This window comes from Chryseobacterium mulctrae, assembly GCF_006175945.1.
GTDB lineage: Bacteria > Bacteroidota > Bacteroidia > Flavobacteriales > Weeksellaceae > Chryseobacterium > Chryseobacterium mulctrae.
In genome coordinates this window covers 4,522,455-4,539,008 of sequence record NZ_VAJL01000001.1, presented here as the reverse complement: position 1 = coordinate 4,539,008, position 16,554 = coordinate 4,522,455, and the positions used below count along the sequence as shown (strand labels likewise).

The window sequence follows — 16,554 nt, the reverse complement described above, 5'->3', positions numbered from 1 at the left end:
TCAATAAATTAAATTTTAATTATTAACATAATATTAATCAAATTAATTGGTAATCACTATGTTTATTTCTTACATTAGCCGTCCAATTTTTTTAACATGAAAAAACTTCTACTTCCTATACTTTTAATATCTGCTTATGTTTCAGCGCAAATTCCGGCAGGATATTATGACGGAACGACAGGATTGACGGGTTATGCATTAAAATCAAAACTGCATGATATTATTTCTTCAAAGAATATCAATTGGCATTATGGTGATTTGACGAATTATTATAATCAGACTGATTTAGATAAATATTATGATCACGGACCAACCAATACTACGATTTTACTAGATATGTATTCTGAAATTCCAACGGGACCCGATGCTTACGAATATACTACGGCAAATATTATCGGAAGCGCAAACGCAGAAGGATTAGGATGGAACAGGGAACATATGATGCCTCAAAGCACATTTTACAGTAACTACCCAATGTATTCTGATTTGTTTTATGTAGTTCCTACTGATGCAAGAATTAATCAATTAAGAAGCAATTATCCTTACGGAATCGCAGGAACTACAAATTATCACACATTTACAAATTCTTCAAAAATTAGTAATAGCGCAATTCCGAATTACGTTTATACAGGTCGCGTTTACGAACCAATTAATGAATTTAAAGGCGATGTAGCAAGAAGTTTATTATATTTTGCTGTAAGATATGAAGGGAAATTAGAAACTTTTAATTTTAACAATAATGCAAATCCTGCATCCGACACTAATCCTTTAGATGGAACAGAGGAGAGAGCTTTTGAGCCAGCTTATATTGCAATGCTTATTCAATGGCATAATCAGGATCCTGTTTCCCAAAGGGAAATCGACAGAAATAATGCGGTTTATAATCTGCAGAAAAACAGAAATCCATTTATCGATAATCCATCTTGGGTCAATGCGATTTGGGGGCAATTTCCAGATTCTGTTGCACCTTCAACCCCGGCAAATTTAACAGTAACTCAGAATAGCGCTTATTTCACAACATTAAGCTGGGCTCCAAGTACAAGTACAGATGTTATTGGTTATAAAATTTATCAGAATGGAACTTTAATTGGTTCAACAAAAGAAAATTCGATTAGCATTGATCATTTAACACCTTCTACAACATATACTTATTCCGTAAAAGCTTATGACAACGGATATCTACTTTCGGGAGACAGTAATGTGGTTTCTGCAACAACTTTAGCGACGGATACTTATGCTAAAGATTTAATCATTACAAAATATTTAGAAGGAACATCAAATAATAAAGCGATAGAAATCACCAATAAAACAGGTCATTTTGTTAATTTAAGTGATTACAGATTATCAATTCAGTTTCCTAGCGGAACCAATTATTACTTTCCTGCACCGTTCGAACTGGAAGGAACGGTACAGAATAATGAAACTTTCGTCATTTTAAATCCTGAAGCCAATTTCTCTTGTTTTACCATTAATCAGGCAAAATTTGTAACCGCAGCTCCACAAATGACATTTTCAGGAAGTCAATATTTAGAACTGAGATACAAATCTACAACCGTTGATGCGATTGGAGTTTCTTCTCAAAACAATTCTACAGTTTTAGGAAATGTTTCTCTCTATAGAAAAGCAATAGTTAATCAACCAGTGACAACTTTTGATATCTCAGAATGGGATTCTTATGCAAGCAATTACTGCCAAAATCTAGGAACATTATCTACTTCTGAAGCAGAATTATTAGCTGGAAAAGAATTTAAAATCTATCCAAATCCGGTTCATGAAAACATTTTTGTAAGTGGAAAAACTGAAAATATTCAGACTGCTCAAATTGTAAATTATTCGGGACAATTGATTTACACAGAGAAAAATCCGTTTAAAAACAAGAAAAATATTTCTCTGCAGAATTTAAAAACTGGTTCTTATCTATTGAAACTTGACAATAAAGCTTATCAGTTTATTAAGAAATAAGATTAAATTTAAATACAAAACTTTACAACTTCGTTCAACTTTGAGCGAAGTTTTTTGTTGATAAAATTTATAAGCAAAAAAGCTAATATTTGAGATTTATAATCAAATTGACTTATATTTTTTATTTATAAGTAATAATGATTATATTTGCAAAATGATAGCGGTCATCACTGGTGATATTATTAATTCGCAGCATGCAGACACAGAAGTTTGGATTACCAAGCTTAAAAATCTTCTCGACACGTGGGGAAGTGCTCCCGCAACATGGGAAATCTACAGAGGCGACGAATTTCAGTTTAAATGCAATATCGACGATGTCTTTTGGCATTTCTTAGCTATCAAATCTCTTATAAAAAGTCAGGAAAATTTAGACGTAAGAATTGCAATCGGCATTGGTGAGGAAAACTTTTCTTCTGAAAAGATTACAGAATCCAACGGTTCGGCTTATGTAAATTCAGGAAGGTTGTTAAATGATCTGAAGAGTGATGGTCATACCGTTTCTATCAAAACTTCCAACGACTCTATAGACCGCGACCTCAATATTTTATTAAAATGGGCATCCAAAGATTTTGATAACTGGACCATGGCAACTGCCGAAATCATTCACGAAATGATAATGAATCAAGATTATACACAAGAAGATCTTGCCAAAAAATTTACCATTTCGCAATCCTCAATCAGCCAAAGACTGAAACGGGCAAACTACGAGCTTATCGTAGAAACCAATCAATATTTTAGAAAGAAAATTTCAGAATTGTAAGATGATTTTTATTCAACTCATATTGGCACATTTACTTGGAGATTTTATTCTTCAGCCAAATTCTTGGGTTGCAGATAAGGAGAACCGTAAACTGAAAAGTTTATATTTATATTTTCATGTTCTGATTCATACTATTTTAAGCTTTATTTTCCTTTGGGATCTTAAACTTTGGTGGGTTGCTGTTTTAGTGGGAATTTCTCATTTTATTATTGATGCCTGTAAACTGAGTTTTCAAAAAATTCAGACAAAAAAAAGATGGTTTTTTATTGATCAGGCTCTTCATGTAGCGGTGATTGGTGGAATTTCTCTTTATTTCAGTGAATTTAATTTTGAATTTTTAAAAGATCAGGATTTTTTGAAAATGATAATGGCGGCTTTGTTTTTAACATCACCTGCTTCAATTTTCATTAAATTATTATTATCATCATGGACTCCCGTAACCGGAGAAGAAAACAGCGTACAAAGCGATTCTTTATCGAGTGCCGGAAAATATATCGGGATTTTAGAACGACTATTGGTTTTCACATTTATTGTAGTCAACCATTGGGAAGGAGTAGGCTTTATGATCGCGGCAAAATCTGTTTTCAGATTCAGCGATCTCGCACAGGCAAAACAGAGAAAACTGACAGAATATGTATTGATCGGTACATTATTAAGTTTTGGAATCGCTGTTTTAGCAGGAATTTTAATTAAGTAAAAAGTATATAAATCTAACTATAATTGAAAACCTTTGATTCAAGGTTTTCTAAAGTAAAAAAAGTAAAAATTATGAGTCAAAAGCTAGAAATGCTGTATGAAGGGAAAGCAAAACAAGTATTTGCAACCGAAAATCCTGACGAAGTTGTAGTACGTTTCAAAGACGATGCAACTGCATTTAACGCTCAAAAAAGAGGATCTGTAGATTTGAAAGGTGAAATGAATAACGCCATCACCACTCTTATTTTTGAATATTTAAATGAAAAAGGAATTAAAACTCATTTCATCAAACAACTAGACGAAAGAGAGCAATTGGTAAAGAAAGTATCAATTATTCCTTTGGAAATGGTCGTAAGAAACTATTCTGCAGGAAGCATGGCTCAGAGATTAGGAGTTGAGGAAGGAATTAAATCTCCGGTTACCATCTTCGATATCTGCTACAAAAAAGACGAATTGGGGGATCCGCTTATCAACGATCACCACGCTGTTTTCTTAGGAGCTGCAACGTATGAAGAGCTAGACGAGATGTATGAATTAACTTCAGACATCAACGAAATTCTAATCGATCTTTTCGATAAAATGAATATCATCTTGGTAGATTTCAAAATCGAATTAGGAAAAACTTCAGACGGCGAAATCATTCTTGCTGACGAAATTTCTCCTGATACTTGCAGACTTTGGGATAAAGACACGATGAAGAAGTTAGACAAAGACAGATTCAGAAGAGATCTTGGTGAAGTTACTGAAGCTTATGTTGAGATCTATAACAGATTGAAAACTTTACTTAATAAGTAAAATTTGAGAAGTTAGAAGTTAGATATTAGAATTTAGTATGAAATCGCACCGAATTGAAGATTTGAAAGTTTGGAGTAAATCAATGGCTTTAGTAAAAGAGGTTTATTTGGTTACTGCTGAATTGCCAAATGAAGAAAGGTTTGGCTTACTTTCTCAAATCAGAAGATGTGCAGTTTCAATACCTTCCAATATTGCAGAAGGAGCAGGAAGAAATAATAAGAACGAATTTTATCAATTTCTTGGAATTGCGTTTGGTTCTACTTACGAATTACAAACTCAATTACAATTATTAATAGATTTAAATTTTATTTCCGAAACTAAAATAGTTCCTCTAAAAGAACTTTTAGCTGAGATACAGAAAATGATTTATTCATTGAAGACAAGTTTAAAATTATAATTGAAGTTAACTTAGACTAATTTCTAACATCTAATATCTAACTTCTAATTTAGAAAAAATAGAAATGAAAAGTTTAGACATTCATAAAAGTGAATATTTAAAACAGTTTGAAACTCAAACCTACGGAAGAAATCTCTTCAGAACGCAGGAAGAAGAAAGACTGGATGCTCCAAACGAGGAGTGCGGGATCTTTGGAATGTATTCTGATAATGATTTGGATACATTTTCTCTTTCACAGTTCGGGCTTTTTGCGCTTCAGCACAGAGGTCAGGAAGCTTGTGGTATTTCTGTTCTTAAAGACGGAAAAATCACCAATATGAAAGATGAAGGTTTGGTTTTGGATGTTTATAAAGAGATTCAAAATCCTGAGACTTTTATGGGAAATTCTGCAATCGGACACACCCGTTATACGACTGCAGGAGATAAAAAGAAATATAATTTCCAGCCATTTTTTGCCAAAAACGAATATGACCAGATTATACTTTCTATCGCTCACAACGGTAACTTAACCAATGCGAAAGAACTAAAGCATGAACTGGAAGCTGAAGGTGTAGTTTTCAGAGCGACTTCAGATTCTGAGGTTATCTTAAGATTAATTCAAAAAAATCTTGACCTTGGACTTCGTGGTGCTATCAAAGCAACTATGGAGAAAATTGAAGGAGCTTATTCGGTAGTGGGAATGACGAGAAATAAATTCTTTGCATTCAGAGATTTCAACGGAATCAGACCTTTGGTTTTGGGAGCTATCAACGAAAATTCTTACGTTGTCGCTTCTGAATCTGTAGCTTTAGATGCTGTAGGCGCTCAATATGTTCGTGATATTTTACCTGGTGAAATCATTTATACAAATGAAAACGAGCCTGGAAAACTTCACTCAATTATGGTGGATGAAGCAAAAGCGAAGCAAAGAATCTGTTCGTTTGAATATATTTATTTTGCAAGACCCGATTCTACTTTAGAAAACATCAACGTTTACGAAATCAGAGAAAAATCTGGTGAAAAAATCTGGGAACAGGCTCCTGTAGAAGCTGATATTGTAATTGGAGTTCCTGATTCTGGAGTTCCTGCTGCAATTGGTTTTTCTAAAGCTTCGGGAATCCCTTTCCGTCCGGTTTTGATTAAAAACAGATACATCGGAAGAAGTTTCATCGTTCCAACTCAGGAAATGAGAGAAAGAATCGTTAATCTGAAACTAAATCCTATTATTTCTGAGATCAAAGACAAAAGAGTGGTTATCATCGACGATTCTATCGTTCGTGGAACAACTTCTAAAAGATTGGTTAAAATTTTAAAAGAAGCAGGCGTAAAGGAAATTCACTTCAGAAGTGTTTCTCCACCGATTATTGCACCTTGTTATCTTGGAATTGATACCCCTTCAAAAGACGATTTGATTTCTGCAAATATGACGACAGAAGAACTTAGAAATTATTTGGGAGTAGATTCTCTTGAGTTTTTGAGTACTGATAATTTAAAAGAAATTTTAGGTTCTTCTAATCACTGTTTCGGATGCTTCACAGAAGAATATCCGGTAGCAAAAGGAGAAGAAATAGAATTATTTAATTAAGATTAATTTCTAAATATAAAAAGGTCAGACTTAAAATTAAGTCTGACCTTTATTATTGAAATAAGATTTTCTTTTCTTAGAATTTATAAGCTAAACCTACTTGGAAAGTATTGTTTCTTACAGCATCAGAACCATTTGGTCTGTCTTTAGCAACATCAGTTACACCAGCAACATATCTTGCAGTAATACCAATGTTATCTGTGAAATAATAACCTGCACCAAGACCAATACCTAAGTTGAATGAATTTAAATCATCTTTATAGTTATCTGTTGTTGATGAAGCACCGTTAGATTCGTTTTTAACTTTATTTTTTGCGCTTACCATCAATCCAAATTCCGGACCTGCTTCTACATAGAAGTTTGGTACAAAACTATACTGGAACATTACCGGTACAGCAACATAATCTAAATGTGTTGATGAAGAATATTTAGTTCCTAATAAAGTATAATCTGCTTTACTTCCGTATTGAGTATATAAAACCTCTGGTTGAATGCTGAAAGATTCTGCTACCGGAATTGTTGCAAATACACCTGCATTAAATCCGATTTTTGATTTTTGGTCATCTAATGATCCGTCTTTTGATAATGAAGAAACGTTCATTCCTCCTTTGATACCAAATCTTACATCTGAAGACGATGTCGTTTTAGTTGTAGTGGTTGTCGTCTGAGCAAATGCCAAAGATGTTGACAAAACTGCGATTCCTAAAATTAACTTTTTCATAACTTAAATTTTTTAATATTTTACTAATTCTAATTTTAAATTTTACTACCAAACTTTTTCAGTTTGACGAGACGTATCTTTCAAATTGTTTGCCAAAACTCATAGAAAACTAAAAACATAAAAAAACCATTCACAATAGTAAATGGTTTATATCATAACAGTATGAATATTAGGTAATTAAATTTCAACTAATTTATATGCTATAAATAATAATTATTTGAATTTAAATCTAAAAATTTAGTTTAAAACTTAAAATTCACTTAGTTTTTTGTAATAATTGATTGATTTTTGAATATTTTCAGTGCTACATTCGTGATCATAAATACAAGAACCAATTCCTGAAAGCAAAGAAAAATTGATTTTTGCATCTGTATTTTTCTTATCATTCAATAATAAGTTGAAAATATCTTCATCTTTAAAGTCACCCAAATCAATAAAAGAGAAATATCTCTGAATATTTTCTATAATCAAGTCTGAATCTTCTTTAGAAATTAAACCTTCAAGATAAGAAAGATGGCTTTCGCAAATCATCCCCAATGCAACTGCTTCACCGTGAAGAATAGGATTTTCGCTCTGAAGACATAAACTTTCGATAGCATGACCAATCGTGTGACCGAAGTTCAAAGTTTTTCTCACATTTTTCTCATGAAAATCTGCATTTACAACTTCCTGCTTAATTTCCATTGACTGTGGAATCAGCGGTTCAATTCCTGTCGGATCAAGATGTTGCAGCTTAATCAAAGCTTCCCAGTGTTTTTTATCAGCAATTAATCCGTGTTTCAGCATTTCGGCAAATCCGCTTTTCAGTTCTTTTGCAGGAAGTGTATCTAAAAATCGCGTGTAAGCATATATTTGTTCAGGAAAAGAAAATGTTCCCACCATATTTTTATAATGCATCAGATCAATTCCTGTTTTACCACCGATAGATGCGTCACACATTGAAAGAAGTGTTGTCGGAATATTGATAAACTGAATTCCTCTTTTATAAGTAGATGCTACAAAACCTCCCATATCGGTAATTACACCACCACCAAGATTGATTATCAAAGCTTTTCGGTCGGCCTGCATTTCTGTAAGAATTTCCCAAAGTTGATTGGCAGTCTGAATATTTTTCATTTCTTCACCCGCTTCAATCTCCAGAATTTCAAAAGAAATATCGGTTTCTAAATTCCCTAATAATACAGGAAGACAATATTCATGGGTATTTTCATCCACCAAAATAAAAATTTTGCTGAATGATTTTTCGGTCAAAAATTGATTAAGTTGCGAAAAATTTTCGTCTAATAAAGTAATCATTGTATGATTTTTTTATAATTAAAAGCTATACTAAGCTACAAAGTTATGATTCTTAATTTCTAACTCGTAACTAAATTACTATCTTTGCAAAAATATTTAGAATGAGCAGAGACAATAATAATTCAGGGAGACCTAAAAAACCTAGATCTTCAACAAGAAACTCAGACAGTCCTCGTTCTCTTAAATCTGGAGATTCCGGATCAAAACCTTTCAAGAAGTCATTCCCTAAAGCGGGAGAAAGAAATTCTGATTCCAAAAGAAGTGACGATACCAGTTATCAAGCTCGAATGAATAAGAAATATTCAAAAACTGAACAAGAACCATTTATTACCAGTTCAGGTGAAGAGAAAAAGACTTTCGGTAAATCTGCTCCCAAAAGAGGAGGTAGCAGACCCAATAGTTTTGACGCTAGAGATAAATACGAAAGAGGCAGCCTGAAATACGGAAGAAGACCCGGATCTCAAGGAGACGACAAAGATCAGGATAAAGCAAAATCTTTTGTACAACAAAGAAGATTCAAGAAAGTAGAAAAGGACGTTCATAAAGATACTATTCGTCTTAATAAATACATTGCCAATTCCGGAATTTGCAGCAGGAGAGAAGCTGACGAGTTAATTACTCAAGGTTTGGTAGAAGTAAACGGTAAAGTAGTAACTGAAATGGGTTACCAGGTTGAAAAAACTGACAAAGTAGTTTTCGACGGACAAAACATTACCCCTGAAAAGCCGGTTTATGTACTTTTAAACAAGCCAAAAGGGTATATTTCTACTACGAAAGATGACAAAGCAAGAAAAACAGTTATGGATTTGGTTGCAAATGCTTCTCCATACAGAGTTTTCCCGGTAGGAAGATTAGACCGTTCTACAACCGGAGTTATTCTTTTGACGAATGACGGACACATGACTAAAAAACTGACGCACCCATCTTTTGATGCGAAGAAAATTTATCATGTTACGTTAGATAAAAAGTTGACGAATGAAGACCTGAAACTTATTTCAGAAGGAATTCGTTTGGATGAAGGTGTTGCTGAAGTTGATCAGATTTCATTTATCGAAGGGAAACCTAGAAATGAAGTTGGAATTGAAATTCATATCGGCTGGAACCGAGTTATCAGAAGAATTTTCCAAAGATTAGGATACGAAGTGGAAGCTCTAGACAGAGTAATGTTTGCAGGAATGACAAAGAAAAACATCAAAAGAGGACACTGGAGAATCCTTACGGAGCAGGAGGTGAATAATCTTAAAATGCTTTAGTCGAGATACGAGATTAAAAGTTTCGAGTCTTAACTTAAAATATAAAGACGTTGAATTTTTTCAACGTCTTTTTTCATTTTCAAAGTTTGTCATTCCGACGAAGGAAGAATCTATTATTTAGATTAAAGAGATTCTTCATTTCAATTTGTTTCATTCAGAATGACAAATCGAATGTTAAGTTTTAATGCAAATTACAAAATTGAAATTTGTGTTTATTCAAAAAACTATCCCAAGATTGTCACCCCTTTCTGCAACATTTCGAAAATTGCGTCTTTACCATTATCTGGTTTTACATTGACAGCTCGGGTTCCGTTGAAGTGAAGACAGGTGATGTATCCATTGGCTGCAGCATCGATACAAGTAAATTTTACACAATAATCTAATGCTAAACCAACAATTTCCACCAATTGAATTTCGTGATATTTCAAGAAATCATCCAAACCTGTTTTCATAAAATGATTGTTGTCCTGAAAACCGCTGTAAGCATCAATCTCAGTATTTTTTCCTTTCTGAATAATGTGAGTTACTTTATCTCTGTTTAGATCTTTATGAAATTCTGCACCAAAAGTATTTTCTACACAGTGATCTGGCCACATAAACTGCGGAACACCGTTTAAAATAATACTTTCGCCCACTTTTCTATTGTTATTGCTTGCAAAACTTTTGTGATTTGCAGGATGCCAATCTTGAGTAAGAACAATCTGGTCGTAATGATTTTCTTCCATCAGAAGATTGATGTAGGGAATTACTTCGTTTGCTCCCGGAACAGCCAAAGCTCCGCCTTCACAAAAATCGTTTTGTACATCGACTATTATTAATGCTTTTTTCATATATAGCTTTCTAATTTTTTATTAATTGATGAAAGTTACCATTCAAAAATTTGTCCAAAACCTGATTATCTGACAAAACGGCATTTTAAAAAATAAAATTACAATCTGAAAGATATTTAGAAAGAAAAAACAGACGGCAATAGTTTATCTTTGCATTAAATAAATACTATATGTCATTCGAATCTTTAGGTCTATCACACAATATTATTCATTCTGTTAAAAAATTGGGTTATCTGAAGCCTTTTCCAATTCAGGAGCAAGCGGTACCGGTTATTTTAAAAGGAAAAGATTTGATGGGAATTGCACAGACAGGTTCCGGAAAAACAGCTTGTTTTGTAATGCCGATTTTAGAAAAGTTACAAAATACAGAAGTTAAAAAAGATCGTAATGTACAGGTTTTAATATTGGTTCCTACAAGAGAATTGGCCATTCAGATTGATGAGGTTTTCAGAGCGTTTACAGACAATTTGAAACGTGAAGTCCGTACAATGGCTGTTTATGGCGGTGTTTCTATCAATCCGCAGATGAAGGGAATGTTAGGTGTAGAAGTTCTTATTGCAACGCCCGGTCGTTTATTGGATTTGATTGATCATAAAGCATTAAGCATTTCCCAAATAAAGCATTTGGTGATTGATGAAGCAGATAAAATGTTTCAGTTAGGTTTTGGTGAAGAGATGAATAAGCTTTTTGCCATGATGCCTGTAGCAAAACAAACGACTTTATTTTCGGCGACTTTAAATGATAAAGTTGCTGAGATGAAAGAACGTTTATCAATCAATCCAACGATTATTGAAATTAAAAAAGAAGAGGTTGAAATTGATAATATTCAACAATTGGCTTATCATGTTTCTCCTGAAAATAAAGGTCCGTTCTTACGATATTTAATTAAAGAAAAGAAGGTTGAGAAAGCTTTAATATTTGTTTCTTCTACAAGATCTGCAGATAATTTAGTTGAAAAACTGAAAAAAAATAAAATAAAAGCCGTTGCGATCCACAGCCAAAAATCGCAAGGTGCGCGTAGAAATAATCTGGAAGAATTTAAAGTAAACGGCGCTCAAATTTTAGTTGCTACAGACTTAATCGGTCGTGGAATTCACATTGAGTCTCTACCTTGTGTGATCAATTACGAATTGCCTCGTTCGCCTTTAGATTATATCCACCGCATTGGTAGAACGGGTCGCGCAGGCGAAAAAGGAACAGCGATTTCAATTTTAACAGATGACGAATTGCAGCATTTCAGAGTGATACAAAAGAAAATGGGAAGAAAAGTTACTTTGCAAAGAACGGAGGATATTAATTTGCATGGCTATTAATATTTAAATATTTTTCTCGCAGATTTGAGCGGATTTTGCAGATTGGAAAGAAGTAGTTTTAATTAAACACAAAAGAGACAAAAGATTTAGATATTTTTTAATGAGTATAAAGAAAAAAGTACACAAAAGCTCTTTAAAAATCTTTGATTTTTTATTCTTTTGAGAACTTCGATTATCTAATAATAGCATCATAATTGTCTTTTGTTCCTTTTGTGGTTAAATTTAAACAGACTTAATATTAAACTATTTATAAATTAATTTTGATCAAATCATTAAAATATTATCATTGAAAATGGACATTTTAGAACAGAAAAGATTTCCGATAGGTCGCTTTGAAACTCCTGAAAACATCTGCGATATTACACTCACAGAATATATTAAAGTCATCAAAAATTTTCCAGACAAATTAAAAAATTTAATTGAAGACTTTAACGAAGATCAATTAGATACACAATACAGAGAAGGCGGCTGGACAGTGAGACAGCTTGTCAATCACATTGCAGACAGTCACATGAACAGTCTTATCCGTTTAAAATTGGCGCTTACGGAAGAAAACCCTACAATAAAACCTTACGACGAAGCAAAATTTGCAGAGCTTCAAGATAGCGTAAATATGCCGATAAAACCTGCGATGAGAATTATAAAAGGAACTCATCAAAGATGGACTGTTTTATTAAAAGCAATGACCAATAAACAGTTTGAAAGAACTTTTCATCATCCTGAACACAACGAAAGTTATGATCTGAGAGTTTACCTTGCGAATTATGTTTGGCATTGCAATCATCATTTTGCACATATTGAAAATCTGAAGAAAGAAAAAAACTGGTAGTGAAAAGCCTTCATAACGAGAACGATCTTAACGAAATTAAGCAGAGAATTGCTCAGCTTTCAGAAACTTCAGAAAGAAAGTGGGGAAGCATGGATGTTTCTCAAATGCTCGTTCATTGTGATTTGATCTTACAGATTGCATTAAAGAAGATCACTCTTCCGCCAATCAATTTTCTATTCAAATCAATCGGAATTTTTGTGAAAAGAGAAATGCAGATTTTCAATAACGGAATTCCCCGAAATATGCCTACTTTTAGAAAAGTAATCGTTAATTTTGAATGTAACTTTGAAGAAGCAAGAAACAATCTTTTAAAAAGGTTAGACGAGTATTATCTTGCTTACGAAAATCATCATTTGCCAAATCGCCATGAGCTTTTTGGTGAAATGAAAGAAAAAGATTGGGGATTTATGGAATATAAACACCTCAATCACCATTTAAAACAATTTAATGTATGAGTTTTTTAGATAAAATATTTGGCGGAAAACAGGAACAGGGAGAAACAAAATCTTTCTGGAAAACAATAAAGTCTGAAGAAGATTTAGAAAAAGCAATCAAACAGTCTTATGAAAATAGAGTAGCCATTTTCAAACATTCTACAAGCTGTTTTATAAGCAAAACGGTTTTGAAAAATTTTGAAAAAGAAATTGAAAATTCAGACGAACAAAATGTAAGTTTTTATTTTCTTGATCTTTTGGCTTTCAGACCAATTTCCAACAAAATTGCTGAAGATTTCGGAATTCGTCACGAAAGCCCGCAATTAATTGTTTTTGAAAACGGAAAAGCCATCAATAATGCATCACATCAGGATATTTCTTTAAGCCAGATTTTATGAGTAATATAAACGAATATTTAGCAAAAGTTTTTGAAGTTCCTGCTGAAAAAGTAAATTTATGCAGCATTCAGTATGAAATGAAAAAAGTGGGGAAGCACGAAATGCTTTTGCAGGAAGGCGAAGTGTGCCGTAATACTTTTTTTGTTGAAAAAGGGCTTCTAAGAATGTATTCTATTGATAAAAACGGAAAAGAACACGTTATACAGTTTGCTCCTGAAAATTGGCTGATTGGCGACCGAAGCAGTCTTTATTTTAACGAAAAATCCCGTTACTATATTGAAGCTGTTGAAGATTCTGAAGTATTGTTTTTACAGCCGGATTTTTTTAGTAAACTTTTGGAAGAATTCCCAAATACAATTGAAAAAAATGATCTGATTATTCAGAAGCATGTAAAAAGCTTGCAGGACAGAATCAATTCTTTGTTGGGAGAAACCGCGGAAGAACGCTATTTAAAATTCATCAAAATGTATCCGGATCTTTTACTTAGAGTCCCACAATGGATGATTGCTTCTTATCTGGGAATTACTCCGGAAAGCTTAAGCCGTGTGAGAAAAGAACTGGCAAAAAAGAATTTTGTTACCGATAAATAATCTTTAATTTAAGATAAAAAAAAATCACCGCACCAAACAACTAATCGTTGTTCAGTGTGGTGATTATTCTATTTAGGTATTCCTGTTCTCTTAAAACTTTTTCATAAGATTGTTTGGCATACGAAGGCGACAACTGATAACCATCGGCATGAAGCTGATAACTGTCGTTCTCAACATATCCTGTAAAATTCACCGTATATTCATGGATAAATTTATCGATCACTTTCTTTTTGATATCGCAAATCGTACTGTTCTTTATTTTTTGTAAAGAATTTAATATAAATGACTTATCTCCAGTGAATTGAATTACCTGAGTAATCATTGCAAAATTGCTCAATGGCTTGTTATTCGTTTCATGAACAACAGCGTGCGGGTCATCTTCGAATATCATGATCTTATAGTTTTTAAAGTAAGTAATTATATTAAAAATTAAACTCTAGCGTTCCCTTCTACACCGTCAGAATTATCGGTTTTATTTCCGGTAACTGCGGCAGCTACAAAACTTAGAAGACTTACGAGTTTTCCAGCTTTGGTGTCCCAATAATAAGTATCTTTTGGCGTTACACGGATAATCGAAACATTAGGATCGTCTTTTCCGTCAAACCAAGCATTTGCCATTGCAGACCATTTCTCTTCAATGGTTGATCTGTCTTTATAAATCACAGCGTCACCAAATATAGAAAGATATTCTGAATCTGAGTTATTCATAAATAAAAGTTGTACTCTTTTGTCATCTTTTATTTCAAAATTTTTGTTGCTGGCTTCACTGCTAATAAACCATAGATTTCCACCTTCATCAGTTTCCTGAAGACCCATCGGTCGGGTATTGATGGGTAAACTTTCTAGATTGGTGCAGAACATACAGATTTTAGCTCTTTCTGAAAGTTCCTTAATTTTTTTTACCGCTTCTGCGTTATTCAAATTTTCTGTTGACATAATATTATATTTTGTAATTGTGGTGTGTATTGTAGAATAAAAAATTCTATGATGATTGGTCGCTTCAAAAACCTAACCAAAAATATAAAATCTTTTAAAAAAAAATTCAATTCTCCTATAAAATAAATTAAAAACAACAATTATTGATGAAAACGATACAACATTAACTAAAATTTATGATTGAAATCATAAAGAACTAATTTAATTTATCGTATATTTGAGTAAAGCTAATAAATCATACTTATTCAATCTTATAGTATGCTATCACTATTCACAAAACAAAAAAATTGTGAAAGATTTCTCTATTTAAAATACTAAATACTGAAAGTCAGTAAAATATTCAAGTATTGACATTACTTTTAATCGTAGTTCACCATCCGTTTAAACCTTGTTACCACTAATATTTACTTATATCTTTTGTGAAGATTACCATCACAATCAATCGTAAATATTAAAAATTATGGTTATCCACCAAAAAATCCTGGAATCTGCAGGAGCTATCAGTAAAAACTATCTGCCTACAGAAAATATTTTTACAGAAGGCGAGTCTGCTCAATATTATTTCCAGATTGTTTCCGGAAGTGTAAAAATGAATAAATATGATGAATCTGGTAAAGAAAATATTCAAAATCGTTTGGAAGCAGGAGAGTGTCTTGGTGAGTCTTTTCTTTTTATAGATCATCAATATCCTATGAATGCAGTAGCCATCAATTCTTGTGAAGTTTTGAGTTTAAAAAAAAGTTTATTTATCAGTTTAATGCAGAAAAATCCGAAAATGTGTTTTGAAATAAATAAAAATCTTTCTAAGAAGCTCCATTTTAAATAAATTCTGGCACAAAATATGTGTTGAAAAAATTCGACGGTAAAACTCACAATTAACCTCACTATACTGTATTAAATGATAAAAATTTTTATACCATGAAAACAATAAGTTGCATGAAGATTGACGAGCAATTGCTGAAATCTTACAGTGCTGAAACTAAAATTTACAAAGAAAAAGAACTTATTTTCAGAGAAGGCGATTCGCCGAATTTTTATTATCAGATTATAGAAGGTGCCGTAAAGGTTAATAATTTTAATGATGAAGGGAAAGAATTCATCCATAATATTTTAGGAAAAGGGCAAAGCTTTGGAGATGCACATTTATTTATAGAAAAAAAATATACTGTGAATTCTTACGCTCTAAAGCCTACAACGATCATCATGTTACCAAGAAAAAATTTTATAAATCTGGTAAAAGAGCATCCTCATATTTCTTTGGAAATAAATGCATGTTTATCGCATCGCCTTTATTTCAAAATGAAAATGATTCACGATATGGTTTCACAAAAGCCTTCGGAAAGAATTCTTGGTCTATTCAATTATCTGAGAAGCTATACCGATTGTGAAGATCAACATTCGTTTAATATACAGCTTACAAGGCAGCAAATTGCTGATCTTACCGGTTTACGTGTAGAAACCATCATCAGAACCATCAAAAAAATGGAAAAGGAAAATCTGCTGAAAATTGAAGACCGCAAAATATATTATTAAAGAGGTTACATGACTCAAATCATAAGTTAATAAATCCTTAGCGAAGTATATTTGACATATTTTATCATAGAACCACAATCACAACACCAACCACCTAAATTAATTATAATATGAAAACAGTAACATTATATTTCACCCAATATGGTTTAGAAATTACAGTTTTTAAATCCTGGATTTAAACTGTAACGTCAGTTTTTTATTCATAATTTACTTTCATGATTACCTCTTTTGTGGAGGAAGAGGTAAT

The 16,554-nt window shown here is 32.6% G+C and carries 19 protein-coding genes; 14 read left to right on the top strand and 5 right to left on the bottom strand.

Annotation, left to right across the window (positions count from 1 at the left end; translation table 11 throughout):
- Positions 1 to 96: 96 nt before the first annotated feature.
- From FDY99_RS21220 to purF, 6 genes are all read left to right on the top strand, one after another.
- On the top strand, positions 97 to 1,962 hold the full coding sequence (locus FDY99_RS21220) for an endonuclease (RefSeq protein ID WP_139423619.1): 1,866 nt from the start codon (positions 97 to 99) through the stop codon (positions 1,960 to 1,962).
- 154 nt (positions 1,963 to 2,116) lie between these two features.
- A complete protein-coding gene (locus tag FDY99_RS21215; protein WP_102980289.1) occupies positions 2,117 to 2,722 on the top strand; it encodes a SatD family protein in 606 nt (201 codons plus the stop codon).
- A gap of 1 nt (position 2,723) precedes the next feature.
- Positions 2,724 to 3,419, top strand: a complete 696-nt coding sequence (locus FDY99_RS21210) for a DUF3307 domain-containing protein (protein ID WP_139423618.1) — start codon at positions 2,724 to 2,726, stop codon at positions 3,417 to 3,419.
- 71 nt (positions 3,420 to 3,490) lie between these two features.
- Complete coding sequence (gene purC / locus FDY99_RS21205; protein ID WP_066680769.1) at positions 3,491 to 4,213, top strand: phosphoribosylaminoimidazolesuccinocarboxamide synthase; 723 nt, start codon at positions 3,491 to 3,493, stop codon at positions 4,211 to 4,213.
- A gap of 37 nt (positions 4,214 to 4,250) precedes the next feature.
- A complete protein-coding gene (locus tag FDY99_RS21200; protein WP_139423617.1) occupies positions 4,251 to 4,610 on the top strand; it encodes a four helix bundle protein in 360 nt (119 codons plus the stop codon).
- A 64-nt stretch (positions 4,611 to 4,674) separates the two neighbouring features.
- On the top strand, positions 4,675 to 6,174 hold the full coding sequence (purF, locus tag FDY99_RS21195; protein ID WP_102980291.1) for an amidophosphoribosyltransferase: 1,500 nt from the start codon (positions 4,675 to 4,677) through the stop codon (positions 6,172 to 6,174).
- A gap of 76 nt (positions 6,175 to 6,250) precedes the next feature.
- Here the strand turns inward: purF and FDY99_RS21190 are convergent, their stop codons facing one another.
- Together FDY99_RS21190 and aroB are read right to left on the bottom strand one after the other, a co-directional pair.
- Positions 6,251 to 6,895, bottom strand: a complete 645-nt coding sequence (locus FDY99_RS21190; RefSeq protein WP_139423616.1) for a porin family protein — start codon at positions 6,893 to 6,895, stop codon at positions 6,251 to 6,253.
- Between the two features lie 249 nt (positions 6,896 to 7,144).
- Complete coding sequence (gene aroB / locus FDY99_RS21185) at positions 7,145 to 8,191, bottom strand: 3-dehydroquinate synthase (protein WP_139423615.1); 1,047 nt, start codon at positions 8,189 to 8,191, stop codon at positions 7,145 to 7,147.
- Between the two features lie 101 nt (positions 8,192 to 8,292).
- Here aroB and FDY99_RS21180 point away from each other — a divergent pair, with 101 nt between their 5' ends.
- Positions 8,293 to 9,444, top strand: a complete 1,152-nt coding sequence (locus FDY99_RS21180) for a pseudouridine synthase (protein WP_228418596.1) — start codon at positions 8,293 to 8,295, stop codon at positions 9,442 to 9,444.
- A 224-nt stretch (positions 9,445 to 9,668) separates the two neighbouring features.
- On the opposite strand, the gene pncA is transcribed toward FDY99_RS21180, so the two are convergent.
- Entirely contained in the window at positions 9,669 to 10,274 is a 606-nt protein-coding gene (gene pncA, locus FDY99_RS21175; RefSeq protein WP_139423614.1) for a bifunctional nicotinamidase/pyrazinamidase, read from the bottom strand.
- A 170-nt stretch (positions 10,275 to 10,444) separates the two neighbouring features.
- Here pncA and FDY99_RS21170 point away from each other — a divergent pair, with 170 nt between their 5' ends.
- From FDY99_RS21170 to FDY99_RS21150, 5 genes are all read left to right on the top strand, one after another.
- Complete coding sequence (locus tag FDY99_RS21170; protein ID WP_139423613.1) at positions 10,445 to 11,587, top strand: DEAD/DEAH box helicase; 1,143 nt, start codon at positions 10,445 to 10,447, stop codon at positions 11,585 to 11,587.
- A gap of 292 nt (positions 11,588 to 11,879) precedes the next feature.
- The gene (locus FDY99_RS21165; protein WP_139423612.1) at positions 11,880 to 12,416 is read left to right on the top strand and encodes a YfiT family bacillithiol transferase; all 537 of its coding nucleotides are present in this window, start codon (positions 11,880 to 11,882) and stop codon (positions 12,414 to 12,416) included.
- On the top strand, positions 12,416 to 12,871 hold the full coding sequence (locus FDY99_RS21160) for a hypothetical protein (protein ID WP_228448888.1): 456 nt from the start codon (positions 12,416 to 12,418) through the stop codon (positions 12,869 to 12,871). The genes FDY99_RS21165 and FDY99_RS21160 overlap by 1 nt, the downstream gene beginning before the upstream one ends.
- Positions 12,868 to 13,248, top strand: coding sequence for a bacillithiol system redox-active protein YtxJ (gene ytxJ / locus FDY99_RS21155; protein WP_139423611.1), 381 nt, complete (start codon positions 12,868 to 12,870; stop codon positions 13,246 to 13,248). The genes FDY99_RS21160 and ytxJ overlap by 4 nt, the downstream gene beginning before the upstream one ends.
- Positions 13,245 to 13,838 (top strand): Crp/Fnr family transcriptional regulator, encoded by a 594-nt coding sequence (locus tag FDY99_RS21150; RefSeq protein ID WP_074228741.1) that lies wholly within the window; start codon positions 13,245 to 13,247, stop codon positions 13,836 to 13,838. Before ytxJ ends, FDY99_RS21150 begins: the two co-directional genes overlap by 4 nt.
- Positions 13,839 to 13,878: 40 nt before the next feature.
- Here the strand turns inward: FDY99_RS21150 and FDY99_RS21145 are convergent, their stop codons facing one another.
- Both FDY99_RS21145 and FDY99_RS21140 read right to left on the bottom strand, forming a co-directional pair.
- Complete coding sequence (locus tag FDY99_RS21145) at positions 13,879 to 14,229, bottom strand: hypothetical protein (protein ID WP_074228743.1); 351 nt, start codon at positions 14,227 to 14,229, stop codon at positions 13,879 to 13,881.
- A gap of 38 nt (positions 14,230 to 14,267) precedes the next feature.
- Positions 14,268 to 14,774, bottom strand: a complete 507-nt coding sequence (locus tag FDY99_RS21140) for a pyridoxamine 5'-phosphate oxidase family protein (protein ID WP_139423610.1) — start codon at positions 14,772 to 14,774, stop codon at positions 14,268 to 14,270.
- 460 nt (positions 14,775 to 15,234) lie between these two features.
- Here FDY99_RS21140 and FDY99_RS21135 point away from each other — a divergent pair, with 460 nt between their 5' ends.
- Entirely contained in the window at positions 15,235 to 15,600 is a 366-nt protein-coding gene (locus FDY99_RS21135; RefSeq protein WP_139423609.1) for a Crp/Fnr family transcriptional regulator, read from the top strand.
- A 92-nt stretch (positions 15,601 to 15,692) separates the two neighbouring features.
- Complete coding sequence (locus tag FDY99_RS21130; RefSeq protein ID WP_228448887.1) at positions 15,693 to 16,307, top strand: Crp/Fnr family transcriptional regulator; 615 nt, start codon at positions 15,693 to 15,695, stop codon at positions 16,305 to 16,307.
- The last annotated feature ends 247 nt before the right edge of the window (positions 16,308 to 16,554 follow it).

Coding starts and splice junctions, on each gene's coding strand:
- FDY99_RS21220 (WP_139423619.1), top strand. CDS start 97: ATGAAAAAACTTCTACTTCCTATACTTTTAATATCTGCTTATGTTTCA.
- FDY99_RS21215 (WP_102980289.1), top strand. CDS start 2,117: ATGATAGCGGTCATCACTGGTGATATTATTAATTCGCAGCATGCAGAC.
- FDY99_RS21210 (WP_139423618.1), top strand. CDS start 2,724: ATGATTTTTATTCAACTCATATTGGCACATTTACTTGGAGATTTTATT.
- purC (WP_066680769.1), top strand. CDS start 3,491: ATGAGTCAAAAGCTAGAAATGCTGTATGAAGGGAAAGCAAAACAAGTA.
- FDY99_RS21200 (WP_139423617.1), top strand. CDS start 4,251: ATGAAATCGCACCGAATTGAAGATTTGAAAGTTTGGAGTAAATCAATG.
- purF (WP_102980291.1), top strand. CDS start 4,675: ATGAAAAGTTTAGACATTCATAAAAGTGAATATTTAAAACAGTTTGAA.
- FDY99_RS21190 (WP_139423616.1), bottom strand. CDS start 6,895: ATGAAAAAGTTAATTTTAGGAATCGCAGTTTTGTCAACATCTTTGGCA.
- aroB (WP_139423615.1), bottom strand. CDS start 8,191: ATGATTACTTTATTAGACGAAAATTTTTCGCAACTTAATCAATTTTTG.
- FDY99_RS21180 (WP_228418596.1), top strand. CDS start 8,293: ATGAGCAGAGACAATAATAATTCAGGGAGACCTAAAAAACCTAGATCT.
- pncA (WP_139423614.1), bottom strand. CDS start 10,274: ATGAAAAAAGCATTAATAATAGTCGATGTACAAAACGATTTTTGTGAA.
- FDY99_RS21170 (WP_139423613.1), top strand. CDS start 10,445: ATGTCATTCGAATCTTTAGGTCTATCACACAATATTATTCATTCTGTT.
- FDY99_RS21165 (WP_139423612.1), top strand. CDS start 11,880: ATGGACATTTTAGAACAGAAAAGATTTCCGATAGGTCGCTTTGAAACT.
- ytxJ (WP_139423611.1), top strand. CDS start 12,868: ATGAGTTTTTTAGATAAAATATTTGGCGGAAAACAGGAACAGGGAGAA.
- FDY99_RS21150 (WP_074228741.1), top strand. CDS start 13,245: ATGAGTAATATAAACGAATATTTAGCAAAAGTTTTTGAAGTTCCTGCT.
- FDY99_RS21145 (WP_074228743.1), bottom strand. CDS start 14,229: ATGATATTCGAAGATGACCCGCACGCTGTTGTTCATGAAACGAATAAC.
- FDY99_RS21140 (WP_139423610.1), bottom strand. CDS start 14,774: ATGTCAACAGAAAATTTGAATAACGCAGAAGCGGTAAAAAAAATTAAG.
- FDY99_RS21135 (WP_139423609.1), top strand. CDS start 15,235: ATGGTTATCCACCAAAAAATCCTGGAATCTGCAGGAGCTATCAGTAAA.
- FDY99_RS21130 (WP_228448887.1), top strand. CDS start 15,693: ATGAAAACAATAAGTTGCATGAAGATTGACGAGCAATTGCTGAAATCT.